This is a genomic window from Leifsonia sp. 10L418 (assembly GCF_056395445.1).
On record NZ_JBFTJN010000008.1, the window covers coordinates 209,345 to 232,790 of the forward strand.

General features: G+C 64.2%; 18 protein-coding genes. 6 read left to right on the forward strand and 12 right to left on the reverse strand.

The window, feature by feature from the left end; all coding sequences use genetic code 11:
- Positions 1 to 197: 197 nt before the first annotated feature.
- The 6 genes from tkt (at position 198) to pgl (ending at position 8,400) form a co-directional block, all read left to right on the forward strand.
- Positions 198 to 2,291: a transketolase gene (tkt, locus tag AC1DCF_RS16080; protein WP_477211891.1), complete on the forward strand. Its 2,094-nt coding sequence runs from the start codon at positions 198 to 200 to the stop codon at positions 2,289 to 2,291.
- 63 nt (positions 2,292 to 2,354) lie between these two features.
- Positions 2,355 to 3,476 (forward strand): transaldolase, encoded by a 1,122-nt coding sequence (tal, locus tag AC1DCF_RS16085; protein WP_441789855.1) that lies wholly within the window; start codon positions 2,355 to 2,357, stop codon positions 3,474 to 3,476.
- 2 nt (positions 3,477 to 3,478) lie between these two features.
- Positions 3,479 to 5,086 (forward strand): glucose-6-phosphate isomerase, encoded by a 1,608-nt coding sequence (locus tag AC1DCF_RS16090; RefSeq protein WP_477211892.1) that lies wholly within the window; start codon positions 3,479 to 3,481, stop codon positions 5,084 to 5,086.
- Positions 5,087 to 5,126: 40 nt separating this feature from the next.
- On the forward strand, positions 5,127 to 6,668 hold the full coding sequence (zwf, locus tag AC1DCF_RS16095; protein WP_441789857.1) for a glucose-6-phosphate dehydrogenase: 1,542 nt from the start codon (positions 5,127 to 5,129) through the stop codon (positions 6,666 to 6,668).
- Positions 6,665 to 7,627, forward strand: coding sequence for a glucose-6-phosphate dehydrogenase assembly protein OpcA (locus AC1DCF_RS16100; protein WP_441789858.1), 963 nt, complete (start codon positions 6,665 to 6,667; stop codon positions 7,625 to 7,627). The genes zwf and AC1DCF_RS16100 overlap by 4 nt, the downstream gene beginning before the upstream one ends.
- A gap of 2 nt (positions 7,628 to 7,629) precedes the next feature.
- Complete coding sequence (gene pgl / locus AC1DCF_RS16105; protein WP_477211941.1) at positions 7,630 to 8,400, forward strand: 6-phosphogluconolactonase; 771 nt, start codon at positions 7,630 to 7,632, stop codon at positions 8,398 to 8,400.
- 90 nt (positions 8,401 to 8,490) lie between these two features.
- On the opposite strand, the gene AC1DCF_RS16110 is transcribed toward pgl, so the two are convergent.
- The 12 genes from AC1DCF_RS16110 to uvrB all read right to left on the reverse strand — a co-directional run bounded on the left by AC1DCF_RS16110 (position 8,491) and on the right by uvrB (position 23,445).
- A complete protein-coding gene (locus AC1DCF_RS16110; RefSeq protein WP_345062584.1) occupies positions 8,491 to 8,859 on the reverse strand; it encodes an RNA polymerase-binding protein RbpA in 369 nt (122 codons plus the stop codon).
- A 63-nt stretch (positions 8,860 to 8,922) separates the two neighbouring features.
- Positions 8,923 to 9,174, reverse strand: a complete 252-nt coding sequence (gene secG, locus AC1DCF_RS16115; protein WP_345062583.1) for a preprotein translocase subunit SecG — start codon at positions 9,172 to 9,174, stop codon at positions 8,923 to 8,925.
- Between the two features lie 177 nt (positions 9,175 to 9,351).
- Positions 9,352 to 10,152: a triose-phosphate isomerase gene (tpiA, locus tag AC1DCF_RS16120; RefSeq protein WP_441789860.1), complete on the reverse strand. Its 801-nt coding sequence runs from the start codon at positions 10,150 to 10,152 to the stop codon at positions 9,352 to 9,354.
- Entirely contained in the window at positions 10,143 to 11,357 is a 1,215-nt protein-coding gene (locus AC1DCF_RS16125) for a phosphoglycerate kinase (protein WP_477211893.1), read from the reverse strand. The genes tpiA and AC1DCF_RS16125 overlap by 10 nt, the downstream gene beginning before the upstream one ends.
- 10 nt (positions 11,358 to 11,367) lie before the next feature.
- Positions 11,368 to 12,375 carry a type I glyceraldehyde-3-phosphate dehydrogenase gene (gene gap, locus AC1DCF_RS16130; protein ID WP_441789862.1) on the reverse strand — a complete coding sequence of 336 codons (1,008 nt, stop codon included), beginning with the start codon at positions 12,373 to 12,375 and terminating at the stop codon, positions 11,368 to 11,370.
- Positions 12,376 to 12,472: 97 nt separating this feature from the next.
- Positions 12,473 to 13,099 (reverse strand): superoxide dismutase, encoded by a 627-nt coding sequence (locus AC1DCF_RS16135; RefSeq protein WP_441789863.1) that lies wholly within the window; start codon positions 13,097 to 13,099, stop codon positions 12,473 to 12,475.
- A gap of 148 nt (positions 13,100 to 13,247) precedes the next feature.
- A complete protein-coding gene (gene whiA / locus AC1DCF_RS16140; RefSeq protein ID WP_441789926.1) occupies positions 13,248 to 14,228 on the reverse strand; it encodes a DNA-binding protein WhiA in 981 nt (326 codons plus the stop codon).
- Between the two features lie 54 nt (positions 14,229 to 14,282).
- Positions 14,283 to 15,158, reverse strand: coding sequence for an RNase adapter RapZ (rapZ, locus tag AC1DCF_RS16145; protein WP_477211894.1), 876 nt, complete (start codon positions 15,156 to 15,158; stop codon positions 14,283 to 14,285).
- A 63-nt stretch (positions 15,159 to 15,221) separates the two neighbouring features.
- A complete protein-coding gene (gene uvrC, locus AC1DCF_RS16150) occupies positions 15,222 to 17,102 on the reverse strand; it encodes an excinuclease ABC subunit UvrC (RefSeq protein WP_477211895.1) in 1,881 nt (626 codons plus the stop codon).
- Between the two features lie 14 nt (positions 17,103 to 17,116).
- Positions 17,117 to 19,981: an excinuclease ABC subunit UvrA gene (gene uvrA, locus AC1DCF_RS16155; protein WP_477211896.1), complete on the reverse strand. Its 2,865-nt coding sequence runs from the start codon at positions 19,979 to 19,981 to the stop codon at positions 17,117 to 17,119.
- Positions 19,982 to 20,082: 101 nt separating this feature from the next.
- On the reverse strand, positions 20,083 to 21,294 hold the full coding sequence (locus AC1DCF_RS16160) for an FAD-dependent monooxygenase (RefSeq protein WP_477211897.1): 1,212 nt from the start codon (positions 21,292 to 21,294) through the stop codon (positions 20,083 to 20,085).
- 81 nt (positions 21,295 to 21,375) lie between these two features.
- On the reverse strand, positions 21,376 to 23,445 hold the full coding sequence (gene uvrB, locus AC1DCF_RS16165; RefSeq protein WP_477211898.1) for an excinuclease ABC subunit UvrB: 2,070 nt from the start codon (positions 23,443 to 23,445) through the stop codon (positions 21,376 to 21,378).
- Between the last annotated feature and the right edge of the window lies 1 nt (position 23,446).

Below are 23,446 nucleotides of genomic sequence, written 5' to 3' on the forward strand. Positions count from 1 at the left end.
ATGCCCACTGCACGCGTGCCGCCTCCCTCCCTATACTGAGAGTGTTCCCCCAACTCACAGTGAACGTGCCTCTGGGAGCCGCTCTGGCCCCCTGGTAGTTCGCAGCGATGCCGATGACGTCAAAGGGCGCGCACACCTCTATCAGGGAGCGGGTTGACGTCAACCTGCCCTCATTGCATTCAGAAGGGTCAGATCAAGTGGCAGCATTCCAGTGGGACTCCATTGACAACAAGGCAGTAGACACGGCGCGAATTCTCGCAGCGGATGCCGTTGAGAAGGTTGGAAATGGGCATCCTGGCACCGCCATGAGCCTCGCCCCCGCCGCCTACCTTCTGTTTCAGAAGGTCATGCGTCGCGACCCGTCCGACATGGACTGGCTCGGCCGCGACCGCTTCATCCTCTCGGTCGGCCACAGCTCGCTGACGCAGTACGTTCAGCTGTACTTCGGTGGATACGGCCTCGAGCTCGATGACATCAAGGCACTGCGCACCTGGGGCTCATTGACCCCCGGTCACCCCGAATTCGGCCACACCAAGGGTGTCGAGATCACCACCGGCCCCCTCGGCCAGGGCCTCGCCTCCGCCGTGGGCTTCGCCTACGCCGCCCGCTTCGAGCGCGGACTGTTCGACCCTGAGGCCGAAGCCGGCACCAGCCCGTTCGATCACTTCGTCTACGTCATCGCCGGCGATGGCGACCTGCAGGAGGGCATCACCGCCGAGGCCTCCTCACTGGCCGGCCACCAGCAGCTCGGCAACCTGATCGCGATCTACGACAGCAACCAGATCTCCATCGAAGACGACACGAACATCGCCTTCACCGAAGACGTACGGGCCCGCTACGAGGCCTACCACTGGCACGTGCAGACTGTCGACTGGAAGAAGACCGGCGAATACATCGAGGATATCGCCGAGCTCAACGACGCCATCGAAGCGGCCAAGGCCGTTACCGACAAGCCGTCGCTGATCATCCTGAAGACCATCATCGGATGGCCGAGCCCGAAGAAGCAGAACACGGGCAAGATCCACGGTTCGGCACTCGGTGCCGAAGAACTCGCCGGAGTCAAGGAAGTTCTCGGTTTCGACCCGGAGAAGAACTTCGAGGTTGCCGACGACGTCATCGCTCACACCCGCCTCGCGGTGGAGCGTGGCGCGGCGGAGCACGCCGAGTGGAACGAGGCGTTCGACGCGTGGGCCGCCGCAAACCCCGACCGCAAGGTCTTGCTCGACCGTGTTCTCGCCGGCGAACTGCCCGACGGCGTCGACGAGGCTCTGCCGGTCTTCGCCGGTGGCGTCGAGGTGTCGACCCGTGCGGCTTCCGGCAAGGTGCTGAACGCACTCGGACCGGTCATCCCCGAGCTGTGGGGCGGCTCGGCCGACCTCGCCGAATCGAACAACACCACGATCGCCGGTGGCGCGTCGTTCATCCCGAGTGAACACTCCACCCATGAGTGGACCGGCAACCCTTACGGACGCGTTCTGCACTTCGGAATCCGCGAACACGCGATGGCCGCCATCCTGAACGGCATCGCCCTGCACGGCAACACCCGCGCCTTCGGCGGAACCTTCCTGATCTTCAGCGACTACATGCGGCCCGCCGTGCGTCTCGCCGCGCTGATGAAGGTGCCGTCGATCTTCGTCTGGACTCACGACTCCGTCGCCCTCGGTGAAGACGGCCCGACCCACCAGCCGATCGAGCAGCTCGCGACGCTCCGCGCCATTCCCGGACTCGACGTGGTGCGCCCCGGCGACGCCAACGAGACCGCGTGGGCCTGGAAGACGATCCTCGAACGCCGCAACGGCCCGGCCGGCATCGCGTTGACCCGCCAGAACATTCCGGTGTTCGAGCGTGGCGAGGGCGACGCCGTCGGCGATGTCTTCGCGTCGGCCCAGAACACGGCCAAGGGCGCCTATGTGCTTGCTGAAGCAGCGAACGGCATGCCCGACGTCATCCTCATCGCGACCGGCTCCGAAGTTCAGCTGGCCGTCAACGCCCGTGAGGCGCTGAAGGCCGACGGCATCAACGCCCGCGTCGTGTCCGCCCCGAGCCTTGAGTGGTTCGAGGAGCAGTCCGCCGAGTACCGCGAGTCGGTTCTGCCGGCTGCGATCACCGCTCGGGTATCGGTTGAGGCCGGAATTGCGTTGACCTGGAATAGCTACGTCGGCGACAAGGGCCGCTCCGTCTCGATCGAACACTTCGGTGCTTCGGCCGACTACAAGACCCTGTTCCGCGAATTCGGCATGACGACTGAAGCAGTGGTCGCCGCTGCCAAGGATTCACTCGCCGCCCACTGAGCGCCGCTCACCGTTCGCGCTCAACGGCGCAGCACTTAAGAAGTACTGAAGGAGATAGACATCATGACTGAAACCACTCCCCTCGCCCAGCTGTCCGCTGCCGGCGTCAGCATCTGGCTCGACGATCTCTCACGCGACCGCATCGTTTCGGGTGGCCTGCAGAAGCTCATCGACGAGAAGAACGTCGTCGGCGTCACAACCAACCCGACGATCTTCGCCAACGCTCTGGCCAACGGCACCTCGTACAGCGACCACGTTGCCGAGCTCGCCGCCAGCGGCACCAGCGTGCACGACTCGGTCTTCGAGATCACCACCGAAGACGTGGCAGCTGCCTGCGACATCTTCCGTCCGGTCTACGACCGCACCAACGGTGTCGACGGTCGCGTCTCGATCGAGGTCGAGCCGGGCCTCGCCCACGATGCAGCGGGCACCATCGCCCAGGCGCAGCAGCTCTGGGCCAAGGTCGACAAGAAGAACGCGATGATCAAGATTCCGGCGACCATCGCCGGTCTCGAAGCGATCACCGAGACCATCGCCCTCGGCATCAGCGTCAACGTCACGTTGATCTTCAGCCTGGAGCGCCACCGCCAGGTCATCAACGCCTACCTGTCGGGTCTCGAGAAGGCCAAGGCAGCCGGCATCGACCTGTCGACCATCCACTCGGTTGCCTCGTTCTTCGTGTCGCGTGTCGACACTGAGATCAACAACCGTCTGGAAGCCATCGGCACGGATGCCGCACTCGCGCTGAAGAGCAAGGCCGGCGTCGCCAACGCCCAGCTGGCCTACGAGGTCTACGAGCAGGCTTTCGCCAGCGAGCGGGCCGTTGGCCTTCTTGCTGCCGGCGCCAACAAGCAGCGTCCGCTCTGGGCGTCCACCGGCGTCAAGGACCCGTCGCTTCCCGACACCCTTTACGTGACGAACCTCGTGGCCCCTGAGGTCGTCAACACCATGCCGGAGAAGACGATGGAGGCGACGTTTGACCACGGCGTCATCCCCGCCGATTCCGTGACCGGTTCCTACGCCGCGGCCAACGCCGTTCTCGACGAGCTCGCCGCCCTCGGCGTCTCATACGACGACGTCACCCGCGTTCTTGAAGAAGAGGGCGTCTCCAAGTTCATCGTCTCGTGGGACGAACTGCTGGTGACCGTCACCAACGCCCTCGAAGCCGCACAGGTCAAGGCATAGCGTTGAGTTTTCGCATCTCGGTGAGCGGTGCGGCAGCTGACGCTGTCCGCACCGCGGTGCCCGTGCTGGTCGACGACCTCGTCGCGTCCGGCATCACCGCGCTTGACCCCGCACTCTGGGGCCCGGCCGCGGAGGACGAAGCAAGCAAGCGACTCGGCTGGACCGAGTCGGTCGCGATTTCGCGCCCGCTCGTTGCGGAAATCGTCGCCCTGCGCGAGAGCCTGCTCGAAAAGGGCGTGACGCACATCGCCCTCGCCGGCATGGGCGGCTCGTCGCTCGCTCCCGAGGTCATCACGCGCACCGCCGGTGTCGAACTCACCGTGCTGGACGCCACCGACCCCGGTCAGGTTCTTGCCGCGCTGAACGACCGACTCGCCGAGACGGCGCTCGTCGTCTCGTCGAAGTCCGGCTCGACCGTCGAAACCGACAGCCAGCGCCGTGTGTTCGAGCGTGCGTTCGTCGCCGCCGGCATCGACCCGGCTGAGCGCATCATCGTGGTGACCGATCCCGGTTCGCCGTTGGAGGCATCCGCCACCGAAGCCGGCTACCGCGTTTTCAACGCCGACCCGACCGTCGGTGGACGCTACTCGGCGCTGACCGCCTTCGGCCTGGTGCCGTCCGGTCTCGCCGGCGTCGACATCGCCGAACTTCTCGACGAAGCAGAGTCGATCTCGCTGGCCCTGGCCATCGATTCGGCCGAAAACCCCGGCCTGGTGCTCGGTGCGGCCATCGCCGCCACCACGCCCCGGCGTGACAAGCTGGCCATCGTCGCCGACGGCACCCACATCGTCGGGTTCGCCGACTGGGTGGAACAGCTGATCGCCGAGTCGACCGGCAAGCTCGGCACCGGCATTCTGCCCGTCGTGCTCGACACCGACGCACCGGAACTGGCCGAGAACCTAGCCGACGTTCAGGTCGTGCGTGTGGTCGACGACGCCGGGCTGGAGATCTTCCCGGCGCACGACAACTCGGGCGAGATCCGCGTCAGCGGAACTCTCGGCGCCCAGTTCCTGGTCTGGGAGTACGCGACGGTCGTCGCGGGTCGTCTGCTTCAGATCAACCCGTTCGACCAGCCCGACGTCGAATCCGCGAAGATCGCCACCCGCGGTCTTCTCGACTCCCGCCCGGAGCCCGAACCCGCCGCCTTCATCTCTGACGGCATCGAGGTGCGCGGAACCCCGCATGTCATCGGTGCGGCCAGCGACCTGGCCTCTGCGGTCGACGCCCTGCTCGAAGAGCTCGGACCCGACGGCTACGTCGCGGTGCAGGCCTACGTCGACCGCCTCGCACTGCCCGAACTGGTGCAGGTGCGCGATCTGTTGGCCGCGCTGTCCCACCGTCCGGTCACGTTCGGATGGGGACCCCGGTTCTTGCACTCCACTGGTCAGTTCCACAAGGGTGGCCCCGCCACCGGCGTGTTCTTGCAGATCCTGGCCACCCCGGCCGAAGATCTCGACATTCCCGGGCGTCCGTTCACCTTCGGTGAGCTCATCCAGGCGCAGGCGAGCGGCGACGCGAGTGTGCTCGCCGAGCACGGTCGTCCGGTCCTCACCTTGACGCTGACCCAGCCGGCATCGAACCTCACCACACTGTTCGACGCGCTGCGCTAGCTGCACAGAGCGTCTTTTCAAAGCTTTTCAAAGGAGCTGCATGTCCCCGGTGGAAATCACCCCGGAGTTCAACCCGCTACGATCGCCGTCTGACTATCGCCTCAATCGGATAGCCGGACCGTCGAGTCTCGTCATCTTTGGCGTGACCGGTGACCTGTCGCGTAAGAAACTCATGCCCGCCGTCTACGACCTCGCCAATCGCGGCCTGCTTCCTCCCGGCTTCGCGCTTGTCGGTTTCGCCCGGCGCGACTGGGACGACCAGGACTTCATGAAGGTCGTCTACGACGCGGTGAAGGAACACGCTCGCACCGAGTTCCACGAGGATGTCTGGGCCCAGCTGGCAGAGGGCATCAGGTTTGTCTCCGGCACGTTCGACGACGATGCAGCCTTTGAAAAGTTGAAAGTTACGATCGACGAGCTGGATCGAGAGCGTGGAACCATGGGCAACCATGCGTTCTACCTCTCGATCCCGCCGAAGGCATTCCCGCAGGTGACCGAGCAGCTTCGTCGTTCAGGCCTCGCCGACCAGAAAGCCGGTCAGTGGCGCCGCGTCGTCATCGAGAAGCCGTTCGGCAGCGACTTGAAAACCGCACGCGAATTGAATGCCGTCGTCGAGTCGGTCTTCCCGGCCGACTCCGTCTTTCGCATTGACCACTATCTCGGCAAAGAGACGGTACAGAACATCCTGGCTCTGCGTTTCGCAAACCAGATGTTCGAGCCGCTCTGGAATGCCAACCACGTCGATCACGTGCAGATCACCATGGCCGAAGACATCGGAGTGGGCGGCCGCGCCGGCTACTACGACGGGATCGGCGCCGCACGCGACGTCATCCAGAACCACCTGCTCCAGTTGCTCGCCCTGACCGCGATGGAAGAACCGATCTCGTTCGACGCCGCAGACCTGCGCACCGAGAAGGAGAAGATCCTCGCCTCGGTGCGTCTCCCCGACGATCTCGGCACCGGCACCGCGCGCGGCCAGTACGGCGGTGGCTGGCAGGGTGGTGAGAAGGTACTCGGCTTCCTCGACGAAGACGGAATGAACCCCGAATCTCTCACCGAGACCTATGCAGCACTGCGCCTCGAAATCGACACGCGTCGCTGGTCGGGTGTGCCGTTCTACCTGCGCGCCGGCAAACGTCTCGGCCGCCGCGTCACCGAGATCGCCGTCGTGTTCAAGCGTGCACCTCAGTATCTCTTCGCCGCGAGCCAGACCGCCGAGCTCGGTCAGAATGCTCTCGTGATCCGGGTACAGCCCGATGAGGGAGTCACGATCAGGTTCGGGTCGAAGGTTCCGGGCGTCGGCATGCAGGTGCGTGACGTGACGATGGACTTCGGTTACGGTCACGCCTTCACCGAGGCCAGCCCTGAGGCCTACGAACGGCTCATCCTGGACGTGCTCCTCGGCGACCCGCCGCTGTTCCCCCGTCACGAAGAAGTTGAACTTTCCTGGAAGATCCTCGACCCGATCGAGGAGTACTGGGCGACCCAGGGCCAGCCGGAGCAGTACCGCCCGGGCACCTGGGGACCCGATTCCGCTGATGAACTAATGGCCCGCGACGGCCGCACCTGGAGGCGTCCATGATCGTCGACCTGCCCGACACAAACACGTCGAAGATTTCGAAGGCACTGGTCCGCATCCGTGAAGAGGGCGGCGCCGTCGCCCTCGGTCGCGTCCTGACCCTGATCATCGCGTCGACCCACGGCCACGAGGAAGTCGCGATCGAAGCGGCCAACGATGCGTCACGTGAGCACCCGATGCGCGTCATCGTTGTGTCGACCGCTGCGGTTGACGGCCCCGACCCGGATGCCGAAGCCCGCGTCGACGCAGAAATCCGTGTCGGCGGCGACGCCGGCGCCAGCGAGGTCATCGTGCTTCGTGTGTACGGCGAAGCGGGCGCCGACCCGGAGAGCCTGGTCACCGGGCTTCTCCTCCCCGACGCTCCCGTCGTTGCCTGGTGGCCCGGAGAGGCACCCCACATCCCGGCAGAGTCACCACTTGGCCGCATCGCCTACCGTCGGATCACCGATGCGTCGGCGCAGTCTGACCCGCAGGCGGCATTGCACCGGCTCTGCACCACGTACCGCCCCGGCGACACCGACTTCGCCTGGACCCGGTTGACGCTGTGGCGTGCCCAGCTTGCCGCGGTGCTCGACCAGCCACCCTACGAGACGATCACTGCCGTCGAGGTGACCGGTGCAGCCGACTCCCCCTCCACCGCATTGCTCGCTGCCTGGCTGCAGATGCAGTTGAAGGTTCCGGTCGACTACGAATTGACGACGGGGCCGCTGGCGAACGGCATCCACGGTGTGAGCCTCACCCGCGAGTCCGGCGTCATCTCGCTGGAGCGCGAGGTTCCGGATGTCGCGACACTCGCGCAGCCTGGCCAGCCGACCCAGGACCTGACGCTCAAGCGTCGGAGCCTGCGCGACTGCCTCTCTGACGAACTCCGCCGGCTCGACCCCGATGAACTGTATGGTGAGGTCATCACGCACGGTTTGCCGCATCTCGCCGACGCCGTCGCACTACAGGCCGGAGTATGACCGTGACTAACGAACGACGCGTACTGGTTCATTCCGACAAGCTGGCCCTGGCCGGCTCCGTCGCGGCCCGCTTCATCACGAAGACTGTCGACATCCTCGACGACAACGGTGTGGCACACATCGTGCTGACCGGCGGATCCGTCGGCATCGCGGTCCTCGAGGCCATCAACGCCTCGTCGGCCCGCGACAGTATCGACTGGTCGAAGGTGAGCTTCTGGTGGGGTGACGAGCGGTGGCTTCCGCGTGCGGATGCCGAGCGCAATGACGTGCAGGCTCGCGCTGCGCTGCTCGATCACATCGCCGTGCCCGCGGAGAACGTGCATCCGTTCGCTGCGTCAGACGACGGAATCGCGTTGGAGGATGCGGCTCTCGCCTATGCGGCGGAGTTGGCCGAAGCTGCGCCGTCCGATGCGGCTTTCCCGCGTTTCGACATCACCTTCCTCGGTGTCGGTGCCGATGGACACATCGCCTCGCTGTTCCCGCACCTCGGCGGCATCCGTGAGACGGAGTTGAGTGTCGTCGCTGTCACCAACTCGCCCAAGCCACCGGCGGAGCGTCTCAGCCTGAGCCGCCCAGCCTTGAACTCGTCTGACCGCGTCTGGTTGGTACTGGCGGGCGCCGACAAGGCATCCGCCCTCGGGCTGGCCTTGGCCGGCGCAAGCCGTGATGAGGTTCCGGTCGCCGGAATCAAGGGCCGTCGCCGCACGGTCTTCTTCGTGGACGGTGCTGCGGCCGCGGAGGTTCCCTCGAACCTGATTGCGCCCAGCTACTAAGCGAAGCAACCCGGTCGACCTTCCGGTTAACCAACTGTGGCCCAGCTGATGAGAATCAGCTGGTCCACACGTGTATAACCGGGTGAAACCTTAGTTGGTCGCAGTGAGCTTTCCACGACGGATGCGCAGCTGCACGAGCGCCTCTTCGAGAAGCGACTCGGCTTCTTCTTCCGTACGGCGTTCCTTCACGTAAGCGAGGTGCGTCTTGTACGGCTCAAGCTTGGCGACCGACGGCGGGTTCTCCTTGTCGCGACCTGCCGGCAGACCGGAGGTCGGGCAGTCGATCGTCTCGGGGATTTCTTCGTCGGGCAAGTTCGCCGCGAAGTAACGGACCGTCTCGTTGCCGAGGGCATCCCAGTAGGAGACCTTGATACGGTCCGCGTGGAAGCCACGGTCCTGCTCGCCCATGGGGCCAGCTCCAACACGGGAGCCGCGAATTGCGCTACCACCAGATGCCATTGTGTTCCTCTGCTAGAAATCTAAGTGTGTGTCAGGTGCCTGACGCGCTGAGTTTCGAGAAACCTACGCGCCGGTGTCGAACTTGGTGATCAAACCAAGAACCACGATCGTCGAGATCCAGAGCAGACCCAACACAACGGTGAAACGGTTGAGGTTGCGCTCGGCAACACCCGATGAACCGAGGCCCGATGTAACGCCGCCTCCGAACATGTCTGACAAGCCGCCACCGCGGCCCTTGTGCAACAAAATAAGCATGGTGAGCAGGAGGCTCGTAATGCCGAGCAGTACCTGCAACACAACCTGGAGAATCTCCACGCGAAACCTTTCACAAAGCGGTGGGCATGAGGGCACCACCAGGGCCACTGGCAATTATAGCCTGACGGCAGTCCCCGACCGGGGACGACCCGCACGTGCACGACGCACAAGCGTCAGCCGGCGGGCAGAAGTAGGCCCGCGTCGACCGGCATCCGCCGGCTGACACGGGCCGTCTTGCTACAGTCCGACGTGCTTCTGGTAACGAACGATGCTCGAGAACTCCGGGATGTCGAGGCTGGCGCCACCGATGAGAGCTCCGTCGACGTTCGGCTCACGCATGAAACCGGCGATGTTTGCCGCCTTCACCGAACCGCCGTAGAGGATGCGGGTCTTGTCGGCGACATCGTCACCGAGCAGTTCCTGGATCACGGCGCGGAGAGCCGCGGCAACCTGCTCGGCCTGCTCGGGCGTTGCGGCCTGTCCGGAACCGATCGCCCAGACCGGCTCGTAGGCGACGACGAAGTCGGCGGCGTTGGAGACACCGGCGAGAGCAGCACGGAGCTGGGACACCGGGACGGCGCTCGGGCCGTGCTCGGCGAGGTCTTCGGCGGTTTCGCCGACGCAGATGACGGGGACCAGGTTGTGTCCGAGGGCTGCGGTCACCTTTGCGGCGACGACCTCATCCGTCTCGTTGTGCAGAGTGCGACGTTCGGAGTGACCGATCAGCACGTACTGGCATTCCAGCTGGGCCAGGAACGATGCCGAGACCTCGCCGGTGTAGGCGCCCGATTCGTGCATCGAAACGTCCTGCGCACCAAAGGTCAGCGGAAGTTTGTCCGCCGAGATGAGCGTCTGCACCGAACGCAGGTCGGTGAACGGCGGGAAGATCGCAACCTCGACGGTGGCGAAATCGTGGTGCGCGTCTTTCAGGCTCCAGGCCAGTTTCTGCACGAAGGCGATCGCCTGAAGATGGTCAAGGTTCATCTTCCAGTTGCCCGCCATCAGCGGGGTACGACGCGGGTTGATGGTTACGCCCATCCGAGGACCTCCAGTCCTGGCAGTCGCTTACCCTCGAGGAACTCGAGGCTGGCGCCACCGCCTGTTGAAATGTGACCGAATTGGTCGTCGTTGAATCCGAGAATGCGCACGGCCGCGGCTGAATCGCCACCGCCGACCACGCTGAGGCCGTCGACCTCGGTGAGAGCTGCAGCGACGGCACGGGTGCCTTCGGCGAACGGTGCCAGTTCGAACACGCCCATCGGGCCGTTCCAGAACACCGTCTTCGAGTCGCGGATGATTGCAGCGAATGCCTGCGCCGTGTCGGGGCCGATGTCGAGCCCGAGGCCTGCGGCACCGAACGGGGTGTCTTCGATGGCGTCGGCGGCGGTGACGACAACGTCGGCGTCGGCTCCGAACTTCGAGGCTACGACCACGTCGGTGGGCAGCACGATCTGCACGCCGAGACGCTCAGCCTCAGCCAGGTAGCCGCGCACGGTGTCGAGCTGATCGGCTTCGAGCAGGCTGGAGCCCACCTTGTGGCCCTGAGCGGCCAGGAAGGTGAACAGCATGCCGCCGCCGATGAGCAAGGAGTTCACGCGGGGCAGCAGGTGGCCGATCACGCCGAGCTTGTCCGATACCTTCGAGCCGCCCAGGACGACCGTGTACGGCGCCTCAGGCTTCTCGGTGAGGCGATCGAGCACATCGAGCTCTGCGGCGATCAGAAGACCGGCAGCGCTCGGAAGAATCTGGGCGAGGTCGAAGACACTCGCCTGTTTGCGGTGCACAACACCGAAGCCGTCGGAGACGAGAGCGTCACCGAGTTCGGCCAGCTGCGCGGCGAAAGCGCCACGCTCGGCGTCGACCTTGCTCGTCTCCCCCGCGTTGAAACGCAGGTTCTCGAGCACGACGATCTCGCCGTCGGACAACGCGGCGACGGCATCCGTGGCGGATGCGCCAACCGTGTCGGTGGCGAAGGACACCGGGCGCTCGAGGAGCTCGCCGAGGCGGGCGGCAACCGGCGCCAGGCTGTACTTCGGGTTCGGCTCCCCGTCGGGGCGCCCGAGGTGGGAAACAACCACCACGCGGGCCCCCTCGGCGAGAAGCGCAGTGAGAGTGGGCAGTGACGCTCGCACGCGACCATCGTCGGTGATCCGGCCGTTGTCCAACGGCACATTCAGATCACAGCGAACGATGACGCGCTTGCCGCGGAGCGAGCCGAGCGATTCAATGGTGCGAAGCGTCACTGCTCTTCCCCTACAGGCTCTCTGCGACGAACTCGGTCAGGTCGACGAGACGGTTGGAGTAGCCCCACTCGTTGTCGTACCACGAAGCAACCTTGACCTGGTCGCCGATCACCTTGGTGAGGCCGGCGTCGAAGATCGAGGAGTGCGGGTCGCCGACGATGTCGCTGGAGACGATCGGGTCTTCGGTGTACTTGAGGATGCCCTTGAGGGGGCCCTCTGCTGCAGCCTTGTATGCCGCGTTGACCTCTTCGACGGTAACCGGGCGCGAGGCCGTGACGGTCAGGTCGGTGATCGAGCCGGTCGGAACCGGAACGCGCAGGGCGTAGCCGTCGAGCTTGCCGATCAGCTCGGGGATGACCAGGCCGAGGGCCTTGGCCGCACCGGTCGAGGTGGGGATGATGTTTGCGGCGGCGGCGCGGGCACGACGCAGGTCGCTGTGCGGGCCGTCCTGCAGGTTCTGGTCAGCGGTGTACGCGTGAACCGTGGTCATCAGGCCACGCTCGATGCCGAAGTTGTCCATGAAGACCTTGGCGAGGGGTGCGAGGCAGTTCGTGGTGCACGAGGCGTTGGAGATCACGTCGTGGATCGCTGCGTCGTAGACGTGCTCGTTGACGCCGAGAACGATGGTCGCGACGTTGTCGCCCGTGGCGGGAGCCGAGACGAGAACCTTCTTGGCACCGGCGGCGATGTGCTTGCGGGCCAGTTCAGCCTTGGTGAAGAAGCCGGTGGACTCGATAACGATGTCAACGCCCAGCTCGCCCCAGGGGAGGTTGGCGGGGTCGCGGTCGGCGAGCACCTTGATGCGGTGGCCGTTGACGACGATGGTGTCGCCGTCGAGCTCAACCGTGGCGTCCAGACGACCGGTGATGGTGTCGTACTTCAGGAGGTGGGCGAGCGTCTTCGGGTCGGTGAGGTCATTGACCGCGACGATTTCGAGGTCGCTGCCCTTGGCAAGCGCTGCTCGGAAGAAATTACGACCGATGCGGCCGAATCCATTAATACCGATCTTTACAGACACAGATAACTCCTGTTACTGAGGGCGCCTGAGGCGCGTTGGGTGGTGAACAAGAATGGACGCCGGTGTCCCGCGGATGGGTCCACGGGACACCATCACGCTATGACAGTAGCAGCAGGCCGTTGGTCTTCTCGCGCGCGGTTTCGAAGCGCTGCTGCACGTTTGCCCAGTCAACGATGTTCCAGAACGCCTTGACGTAGTCGGCGCGCACATTGCGGTAGTCGAGGTAGTAGGCGTGCTCCCAGACGTCGAGCATGAGAACGGGAATGGTGCCGGCCGCGAAGTTGGCCTGCTGGTCGAAGAACTGCTGAACGATCAGCTGCTGACCGATGGAGTCCCAGGCGAGAACGGCCCAGCCGGAACCCTGAACACCCAGTGCGGTTGCCGCGAAGTGAGCCTGGAACTTGTCGAACGACCCGAAGAAGTCGTCGATGGCCGAGGCGAGCTCGCCGGTGGGCTTGTCGCCACCGTTCGGGGACATGTTGGTCCAGAAGATCGAGTGGTTGACGTGGCCGCCGAGGTTGAACGCCAGGTCTTTCTGCAGCTTGTTGACGTTCGCGAGGTTGCCGGACTCGCGGGCCTCAGCGAGCTGTGCCAGGGCGGTGTTCGCACCCGTCACATACGCCTGGTGGTGCTTGCTGTGGTGCAGCTCCATGATGGCCCCGCTGATGCTCGGTTCCAGCGCCGAGTAGTCATAAGGCAGGGCGGGCAGAGTGTATTCGGGCATTCTTTTCTCCTCTGTGAGTTGCCGGTCGGCACGCTCGAGATTCGAGCTCGCTCACCAGCGTTGTGAACGACATTTTCAGTCTAGTCAGATCGAAAAGTGTCTCTCGGGTCAACGGTCGACACACTCCATCGATTCCCCGTGTGACGGTTTAGACGTCGTCGAGGTCAGCAGGCAGGTTGGCGTCGGTGCCCGGAATGTTCAGGTCGACGGCCTTCTTGTCGGCCATCGCGAGCAAACGACGGATGCGACCGGCGACGGCATCCTTGGTCATCGGCGGTTCGGCATGGTGGCCGAGTTCGTCGAGGCTCGAGTCGCGGAACTTCAGACGCAGCTCACCGGCGTAGCGCAGGTGCTTCGGGATGTCATCGCCGAGGATCTCCATGGCCCGATCGACGCGCGCACAGGCCGCAACCGCAGCCTGGGCGGACCGACGCAGGTTGGCGTCATCGAAGTTGACCAGACGGTTGGCGGTGGCGCGCACCTCGCGGCGCTGACGCAGCTCTTCCCAATTGAGCACGGTGTTTGCCGCGCCCATCTGAACGAGCATGGCGCCGATCGCGTCGCCGTCACGGATGACGACGCGGTGGATGCCGCGCACCTCACGGGCCTTGGCAGCCACGCCGAGACGACCAGCGGCGCCGACGAGGGCCATGGCCGCTTCGTTGCCGGGGCAGGTGATTTCGAGTGCTGCCGAGCGACCCGGGTCGGTCAGGGTCCCCTGAGCAAGGAACGCGCCGCGCCAGATGGCCGCGACTTCTTCTTTGGATCCGGTGGTCAGACGGTTCGGAAGACCGCGGATCGGACGACGTCGGGCGTCGAGCAGACCGGTCTGGCGGGCGAGAGTTTCGCCGCCTTCGAGCACACGGACAAGGTAGTGGTTGGTGCGGCGTAGACCAGATGCCGGAATGACGGTGGCCGTGCTGCGCACACCGTAGAGTTCCGCGAGATCTTTGCGCACCCGACGGGCAAGCAGCGGGGTGTCGAGTTCGGACTCAATTGCGATGCGACCCGAGATGAGGTGCAACCCGCCGGCGAAACGAAGAATCGTCGCCAGTTCTGCGGCCCGCACTGAGGTCTTCGAAACCTCGACGCGGGTGAGTTCGTCTTTAACGTCGGCGGTGAGTGCCAATCGTATTTCCATTCTGTTGTTCTGGCCGACTTCTGTGGTGTACAGCGGCCGTAATTATTCGCGCCCCAGGTCGCGGTGCTTGATGCTGACCGCAACGCCGGGAAACTGAGAAATCAAGGATGCGATTTCAATGGCAATGGCGACCGAGCGGTGTTTGCCGCCCGTGCAGCCGATCGAGATGGTTGCATGTCGTTTGTTTTCGCGCTGATAGCCGGCCAAAACCGGCTCCAGTGCTGCCGCATAGAGGTCGATGAATTCGCGTGCACCGGTTTGGGCCAGTACGAACTCACGCACCTGCGCGTCCAGTCCATTGTGTGAACGGAGCTCTGGCACCCAAAACGGGTTCGGCAGGAAGCGGGCATCGGCGACAAGGTCAACATCCGTTGGCAACCCGTACTTGAAACCGAAGCTCATAATTGTAACCTGCACACCGGCGGTGTTTTCATCCGCGAAGCGTTCGGTGATGGTCGTGGCCAGCTGGTGAATGTTCAGATCTGATGTGTCGATGACGCTGTCGCTGGACTCCCGCACCTCCTTCAGGCGCGTACGTTCAGCGGTGATCCCGTCGAGGATGGTTCCCTCGCCCTGCAATGGGTGGGGGCGCCTGACCGATTCGAAACGGCGAACCAGGATGTCGTCGCGCGCTTCGAGAAAGATCACCCTGACCTGGGTGCCGTTGCGCAGCGACTGCACGATCTCCTGAAAATCACTGAAGAAATCGCGCCCACGGATGTCGACGACTGCTGCGATCTTCGGCAGGTTGGTTCCGGCCCGCGACACCAACTCGACGAGCGGTCGCAGCATCTGCGGGGGCAGATTGTCGACAACGTACCAACCCAGGTCTTCAAGAGCGTTTGCGACGGTCGAACGACCCGCTCCGGACATTCCAGTCACGATCAGCATCTCCTGCTGCTCGTTCTCCGTTGTCATCGTTGATTTACGCCTTCGTTCGAGGGGAAGTCTGTTCCCCCAGCCTAGCGACAGCCTGCCTGATCAGGCGCGCAAATGCTGGTGAATAGTGGCGGCCAGCGCCGGTCCGATCCCCTGCACGTCACAAATCTGCTCCACCGACGCTTCTTTCAGCTTGGCAACCGAGCCGAAGTGCCGCAGCAGCACCTTCACCCGGGCCGGGCCGAGGCCGGGAACCTCACCGAGCACCGAGGTGATGTCGCGCTTCCGCCTGGCCCGTTGGTGGGTGATGGCGAAGCGGTGCGCCTCGTCTCTGATGCGCTGAATCAAGAACAGCGCGTCACTGTTTCGCGGCAGGATGACGGGGTAGTCCGAGTCAGGAAGCCAGATCTCTTCAAGCCGCTTGGCGATACCGCAGAGCTGGATACCGGTCACCCCCGACTCCTCGAGTGCGCGGGCCGCGGCCGCCACCTGGGGCTGGCCGCCGTCGACGATGAGCAGGTTGGGCCGATAGCGGAACTTCTTGCGTTTCGTCTCAGCGGTCTCGGCCTCGACGCCCTCGGCGTCGGAAACCGAATCGGTGGGCGGCACCAGATAGGCCAGCCGGCGCGTCAGCGTGCGGTACAGCGAATCGGTGTCGTCGGTCGACTCCGGAATACTGAACCTGCGGTACTCGTCTTTGCGCGGGAGACCGTCTTCGAAGACGACCATCGACGCGACAATGTTCGTGCCGCCGAGGTGAGAGACGTCGTAGCATTCCATCCGCAGGGGGGCGTCGGACATCCCGAGCGCCTCTTGGATGTCTTCGAGCGCCTTCGACCGGGCGACGAAGTCCGAGCTGCGTCGCGACTTGTACAAGATCAGCGATTGCTTGGCGTTCTGTGTTGCGGTGGCCAACAATGCGGCCTTCTCACCGCGCTGCGCCGCAACCAGCTTGACCTTGCGCTGCGAGATCTGAGCGAGCCATCCGTCAAGCGCCTCGGCGTCGTCGGGCAGTTCGGGAACCACGATTTCGCGGGGCGGTGGGTTGTCGGCGTTGTAGACGGTCTGCATGATCGAGTCGATGAGTTCACCGGTTGAGACGTCGAGTTCTTTGTCGACCATCCAGCCGCGCACACCGCGGATGCGTCCCCCACGCACGATGAACTGTTGAACCGCCGCGGCGAGTTCGTCTTGTTCGATGCCGAACAGGTCGATGTCGACGCTGTCGCGCAGCACCACAGCGCTCTTCTCCAACACCGCTTCGAGGGCGAGCGCCTGGTCGCGACGTTTTGCGGCGAGCTCATAGTTCTGCTCGGCGGCCGCCACCTTCATCTCGGCGGTCAACGCGTTGATGAGCTTGCGGTCTTGGCTCCCCATGAAGCTGACGAAGTCGTTGACGACAGCCCGGTGCTCCTCGAGCGTGACCTTCTGCGAGCACGGGCCGAAGCACCGGCCGATCTGGCTGGCGAAACACGGTTTGCCGCTCTGCATGGCGCGCTTGTAGTTGGCGGCGTTGCAGGTGCGGATCGGGAAGGCCTTGAGCATCAGGTCGATGGTCTCGTGCACCGCCCAGACCTTCGGGTACGGACCGAAGTAGCGGGCTCCCTTGATGCCGGTGGTGCGGGTGACGAGGGCTCGGGGTGCCTCGTCGGCCAGGGTCACCGCCAGATAGGGGTAACTCTTGTCGTCTTTGAACTGCACGTTGAAGGGCGGATCGAACTCCTTGATCCAGGTCCATTCGAGTTGCAGGGCCTCCATCTCGGTGCCGACAACGGTCCATTCGAGACTGCTGGCGGTGGTCACCATACGCCGGGTGCGCTCGTGCAGGCTCGTCAGCGGCGCGAAATAGTTGCTCAGCCGGGCGCGAAGGTTCTTCGCTTTGCCGACGTAGAGCACCCGTCCGGTGTCGTCGCGAAAGCGATACACGCCAGGATCGGTGGGAATTTCACCGGTTTTGGGCCGGTAGCTCAGCGCATTCGACATCGTTCTTCGCTCGCCTAGTTCGCGGCGAGAACTTCCTTGAGGAAGGTGCCGGTGTGACTCTTCTTGACCGTCGCGATGTGTTCGGGTGTGCCGGTCGCGAGGATGCGCCCTCCCCCGGAGCCGCCTTCAGGGCCCAGGTCGATCACCCAGTCGGCCGATTTGATCACGTCGAGGTTGTGCTCGATCACGATCACGGTGTTTCCCTTGTCGACCAGACTGTTCAGCACCAGCAGGAGCTTGCGAACATCTTCGAAGTGGAGACCGGTCGTCGGCTCGTCGAGCACGTACACGCTGCGTCCGTTCGACCGGCGCTGCAGCTCGGTCGCCAGCTTCACCCGCTGCGCCTCACCGCCAGACAGTGTCGTGGCGCTCTGGCCGAGACGCACGTAGCCGAGCCCGACCTCGACGAGAGTCTTGAGATAACGGTGAATGGCGGAGATCGGTTCGAAGAACTCGGCGGCCTCGCTGATCGGCATGTCCAGCACTTCGGCGATGTTCTTGCCCTTGTAGTGGATGGTCAGCGTCTCACGGTTGTACCGCGCTCCCTGGCACACCTCGCAGGCCACATACACGTCCGGCAGGAAGTTCATCTCGATCTTGATGGTGCCGTCGCCCGAGCAGGCCTCACAGCGCCCGCCCTTGACGTTGAAGCTGAACCGGCCGGGCAGGTAGCCCCTGGCCTTCGCCTCCATGGTCTCGGAGAACAGGGTGCGGATGCGGTCGAAGACGCCGGTGTAGGTGGCCGGGTTCGAGCGCGGGGTGCGTCCGATCGGCGCCTGGTCGACGTGGATCACCTTGTCGAGGTGGTCGAGTCCGGTCACCCTGGTGTGCTTGCCGGGCAGTTTGCGGGCGCCGTTCAACTGGTTGGCCAGCACCCGGTAGAGAATGTCGTTGACCAGGGACGACTTACCCGATCCGCTGACGCCGGTGACGGCCGTGAACGTGCCGAGCGGGAAGGTGACCGACACCTTCTGAAGGTTGTTCGCCGCAGCACCGGTGACCTTGATCTCGCGTTCCGGGTCGAGCGGGCGCCGTGACGTCGGAGTTTCGATCGACTTGCGACCCGAGAGGTAGTCAGAGGTCAGCGACTTCGTGTTGCCGAGCAGATCGTCGTAGGAGCCGGAGTGCACGACGTGGCCGCCGTTGACGCCGGCGCCCGGTCCGATGTCGACCACCCAGTCGGCCGTGCGAATCGTGTCTTCGTCGTGCTCGACGACGATGAGCGTGTTGCCGAGGTCGCGGAGCGCGACCAGTGTCTCAATCAACCGGCGGTTGTCACGCTGGTGCAGGCCGATGCTCGGCTCGTCGAGAACATAGAGCACCCCGGTCAACCCGGAGCCGATCTGAGTCGCCAGACGGATGCGCTGCGCCTCGCCGCCCGACAGCGTGGCCGCGGCCCGGGCGAGGTTCAAGTAGTTCAGACCGACCCGGATCAGGAAGTCGAGGCGTGCCTTGATCTCGCGCAATACCTGGGCGGCAATGGCCGCCTCGCGGTCGGTGAGAACCAGCTTGTCCATGAACTCGCGGGCATCGATGAGACTGAGTTCGCAGACATCCGCGATGCTGGCGTCATAGACCGTCACGGCCAGCACTTCCGGCTTCAACCGGGTGCCGTCGCAGACGGGGCAGTTGACCTCGCGGAGGTATTCGGCCCAGCGCTGACGCTGGGTGTCGGTTTCGGCCTGCAGGTACTGGCGTTCGATGTAGGGAACGACGCCTTCGAAGCCGGAGGTGTAGCTCATCTCCCGGCCGTAGCGGTTCTTCCACTTCACCTTGACCTCGAAGTTGTCGCCGCGCATCACGGCATTCTGCACGTCGGGCTTGAGCTTCTTCCACGGGGTTTCCAACGAGAAGTTGAGGTCGCGGGCCAGGCCGTCGAGCAGTTTCTCGTAGTACTGGAAGAGCCCCTTGCCCTGGGTGGTCCAGGGCAGCACAACGCCTTCGGCGATGCTGAGGTCCGGGTCGCCGAGAAGTAGATCCTGGTCGACCGACATCCGGGTGCCGAGTCCCGAGCATTCCGGGCAGGCGCCGAACGGGGCGTTGAACGAGAAGGTGCGTGGTTCGATTTCGGTCAGCTGCACCGGGTGGTTGTTCGGGCAGGACAGCTTCTCAGAGAAGCTCTGCCAGGCTTCGTCGCCCTCGCGGTCGATGAAGTTGATCTGCACGAGGCCGTCGGTGAGCTTGAGGGCGGTCTCGAGCGAGTCGGTCAGGCGGCCGAGCAGCTCGGGGCCGGCGACGAGACGGTCGACGGTGACCGAGATGTCGTGTTTCTGCTGCTTCTTGAGAGTCGGCGGTTCACTCAACTGAATCTGGGTGCCGTCGACGACCGCGCGGGAGTACCCGCTCGCGGCCAACTCGCTGAACAGGTCGACGAACTCGCCCTTCTTCTGCGAGACGACGGGGCTGAGAATCTGGTACCGGGTGCCGGTCTCGAGTTCCATCAGCTGGTCGGCGATCTGCTGCACCGTCTGCGACTGGATCTTCTCGCCACAGATCGCACAGTGCGGCACGCCGATGCGTGCCCAGAGCAGGCGCATGTAGTCGTAGATCTCGGTGATCGTTCCGACCGTGGAGCGCGGGTTGCGGTTGGTCGACTTCTGGTCGATCGACACCGCGGGGCTGAGGCCCTCGATGAAGTCGACGTCCGGACGGTCGACCTGGCCGAGGAACTGCCGGGCATAGGCGCTGAGCGACTCGACGTAGCGGCGCTGGCCCTCGGCGAAGATGGTGTCGAAGGCGAGCGACGACTTACCGGAGCCCGAGAGCCCGGTGAAGACGACGAGGGAGTCGCGCGGGATCTCCAGATCGACGTTGTGGAGATTGTGCACACGTGCGCCGCGGACGCTGAGCTTGGACCCGGTTACCTTCGAAATTGACACTCGTCGAGTCTATGCAGTGCTGCCTCCGAAATGCCTGGTCCGACACGCGCTCTGAGCGAACATATGTTCGAGTTTCTTCAGCATTCGGCAGGTCGATTCGCTCAGCGCCGCGAACCGCCGATGAGAAGGGTGGCGAGGTAGCGGTGGGCGTTGCGGGCACGGAACGCGTTTCCGAGCACCAATCGGAGCGCGTCGGCATTCTCTCCTGGCTCGGACAAGGCTGCTTGCGCCCGGGTTTGCAGGATCGTTCGCCAGCCTGCCGCGTGGCGCACGACGTGATAGTCCTCGAGAGTCTCGACATCCGCACCGGCGACGAGCACAGCCGCCAGACGGGATGCCAGGTCAACGGCATCGAGCATCCCCGTGTTCAACGACGAGCCACCGGCCGAAAAGACGTGGGCGGCATCCCCGGCGAGGAGTACCCGGCCGACTCGATACCGTTCGGCCTGGCGACTGTTCCCAACAGTCGAGCGCAGCCATTCGCCGCCCGTGATCGGCAACTCGAATCCCAGCACCCGCGTGATGCTGGCCCGGAACTCATCGAGGGAGATCTCGGCGGCCGGCTCCTGCTCAGCCCGCGGCTCGTGCGTGCTGAGAAGGTACAGGTCTTTCGGTGCCCTGCGATCAAGGGCGGACACCGGGGCGAGCGTCAGGACGCCGGACGGAGTGTAGTGGAGCTGGAAAAGCGCCAGTTGGCGTCCGTTCGCAAGTGTGACGGTGTTCCTTCTGCGCCTGAGTGCCGCCGCCGGGATTGTGACGCGACCGATGCGGGAGAGTTGATCACTTGTGATTCCGGGAAAGGAGACGCCGAGACGATGCCGAATGAAGCTGTGCGCCCCGTCGCAGCCGGCAAGAAAGTGCGCAGTCACGGTATACGCGCCGTCGGAAGAGGCGACCATCACCCTGACGCGATCGCCCTCATCGTCGAATCCCGAAACTGCATGACCACGCCGGATCACGGCCCCCAGGGCAACCGCTCGTTGCGCGAGCAGTTCCTCAAGGCGACTTTGCGGGATCGGGAGCACCCGCAGCGGGTTGGCACGAAACGGATTCAGCCGCAGCGTCACTGCTCCGAACTGATAGCGGGGTACTGGAATGACGTGCATGCCGTGCTGCCCACGCAGCAGACCGCGCCGTTTCACGACGTTCGCGATCTCCCCAACGAGACCGTTGCCCTTCGGCATCGCATCCGGCTCAGCCTCCTTCTCGAGCACAAGCGCACGGACGCCCACCCGGCCAAGCTCACAGGCGAGCATGAGTCCTACCGGACCCGCACCCACAATGACGACATCCACCTCGTCCGGATCAACCACCGCAATTCCGCCTTCCGTTCACGCCGTTCCGAGCCCTCAGCAGGGACTCGGGCGTAGCCCGCTCGACCGCGCGCTCTGCCGCTACGAACTCAGGTGGCCGGCCTTCTCCATCTGACGCAGCTCCCGCTTGAGCTCAGACACCTCGTCACGCAACCGGGCGGCGAGCTCGAACTTGAGCTCCCCGGCAGCCTCGAGCATCTGCGTGTTGAGGTCGAGGATGATCGATTCGAGGTCGTTGGCGCCGTTCGCGGCAAGACCCTCCCGGCGCAGGTTGGGCGTCGGAGCCTTCTTGCGCTTGTCGCGCCCGGCGAGAAGCTCGGCCGTGTCGGCCTCTTCGCGCGCGAGTATGTCGGTGATGTCGGCGATCTTCTTGCGGAGCGGTGTCGGGTCGATGCCATGGAGGGTGTTGTAGGCGACCTGCTTCTCGCGCCGTCGGTTCGTCTCCTCGATGGCGTGCGCCATCGACGGCGTGATCCGGTCGGCATACATGTGCACCTCGCCGGAGACGTTGCGCGCGGCGCGACCGATGGTCTGGATGAGTGACGTCGACGACCGCAGGAATCCTTCCTTGTCGGCGTCGAGGATCGCGACGAGCGAGACCTCCGGCAAGTCGAGACCTTCACGCAGCAGGTTGATGCCGACGAGCACGTCATAAATTCCGGCCCGCAGCTCAGACAGAAGCTCGACGCGGCGCAGCGTGTCGACATCCGAGTGCAGATAGCGCACCCGCACGCCGGCCTCCGTGAAGAAGTCGGTGAGTTCCTCCGCCATCTTCTTGGTCAGCGTCGTCACGAGCACACGCTCGTTGAGAGCGGTACGTTTGCGGATTTCTTCGAGCAGATCGTCGATCTGCCCGGCGCTCGGCTTGATCACGACCTCGGGGTCGATCAGGCCGGTCGGGCGAATGATCTGCTCGACGATGCCGTCGGCGATACCCATCTCGTATTTGCCCGGCGTTGCCGACAGGTAGACGGTCTGGCCGACACGGTTCTTGAACTCACCGAATTTGAGCGGACGGTTGTCGAGCGCGCTCGGCAGACGGAAGCCGTGATCGACGAGGGTGCGTTTGCGGGAGGAATCGCCCTCATACATGGCGCCGATCTGCGGAACTGTGACATGCGACTCGTCGATCACGACGAGAAAGTCGTCGGGAAAATAATCGAGCAGGCAGTGCGGGGCCTCCCCCGGCTTACGGTCGTCGATGTGCCGCGAGTAGTTCTCGATGCCGGAACAGAAACCGATCTGCTCCATCATCTCGAGGTCAAAGGTCGTGCGCATGCGGAGCCTCTGCGCTTCGAGCAGCTTTCCTTCACGTTCAAGCTGTTCGAGGCGCACCTCGAGTTCTTCTTTGATGCTGACGATCGCGCGCTGCATCACGTCGTTGCTGGCGACATAATGCGAGCCGGGGAACACCGACACCGAGTCGAGTTTGCGCACAATATCGCCGGTCAGCGGATGCAGGCTGTAGAGCGCTTCGATCTCGTCACCGAACATCTCGATTCGAATGGCGAGCTCTTCATACATCGGGATGATTTCGATCGTGTCGCCGCGCACTCGAAAGTTGCCGCGCGAGAAGTCGACATCGTTGCGCTGGTATTGCATCGAGACGAATTTGCGGATCAACCAGTCCCGGTCGATGCGCTGGCCCACCTGCAGGGCGATCATCGCCTCGAGGTAGCCCTCTGGGGTGCCAAGGCCGTAGATGCACGACACCGTCGAGACCACGATGACATCGCGGCGGCTGAGCAGTGAGTTCGTCGTCGAGTGCCGCAGGCGCTCGACCTCGGCGTTGATCGAGGAGTCTTTCTCGATGAAGGTGTCGGTCTGGGGAACGTAGGCCTCAGGCTGGTAGTAGTCGTAGTACGAGACGAAGTACTCGACGGCGTTGTTCGGCATGAGCTCGCGGAACTCGGTGGCCAGCTGGGCCGCCAGCGTCTTGTTGTGAGCGAGCACGAGCGTGGGGCGCTGCACCTGCTCGATCAGCCACGCCGTCGTCGCTGACTTGCCGGTTCCTGTCGCACCGAGCAAGACGACGTCGGTTTCACCGGCGTTGATGCGGGCGGCGAGGTCGGCGATTGCACCGGGCTGGTCGCCGCTCGGAGTGTACTCGCTGATGACCTCAAACGGATGAACGGAGCGCGTTGGTTCCATG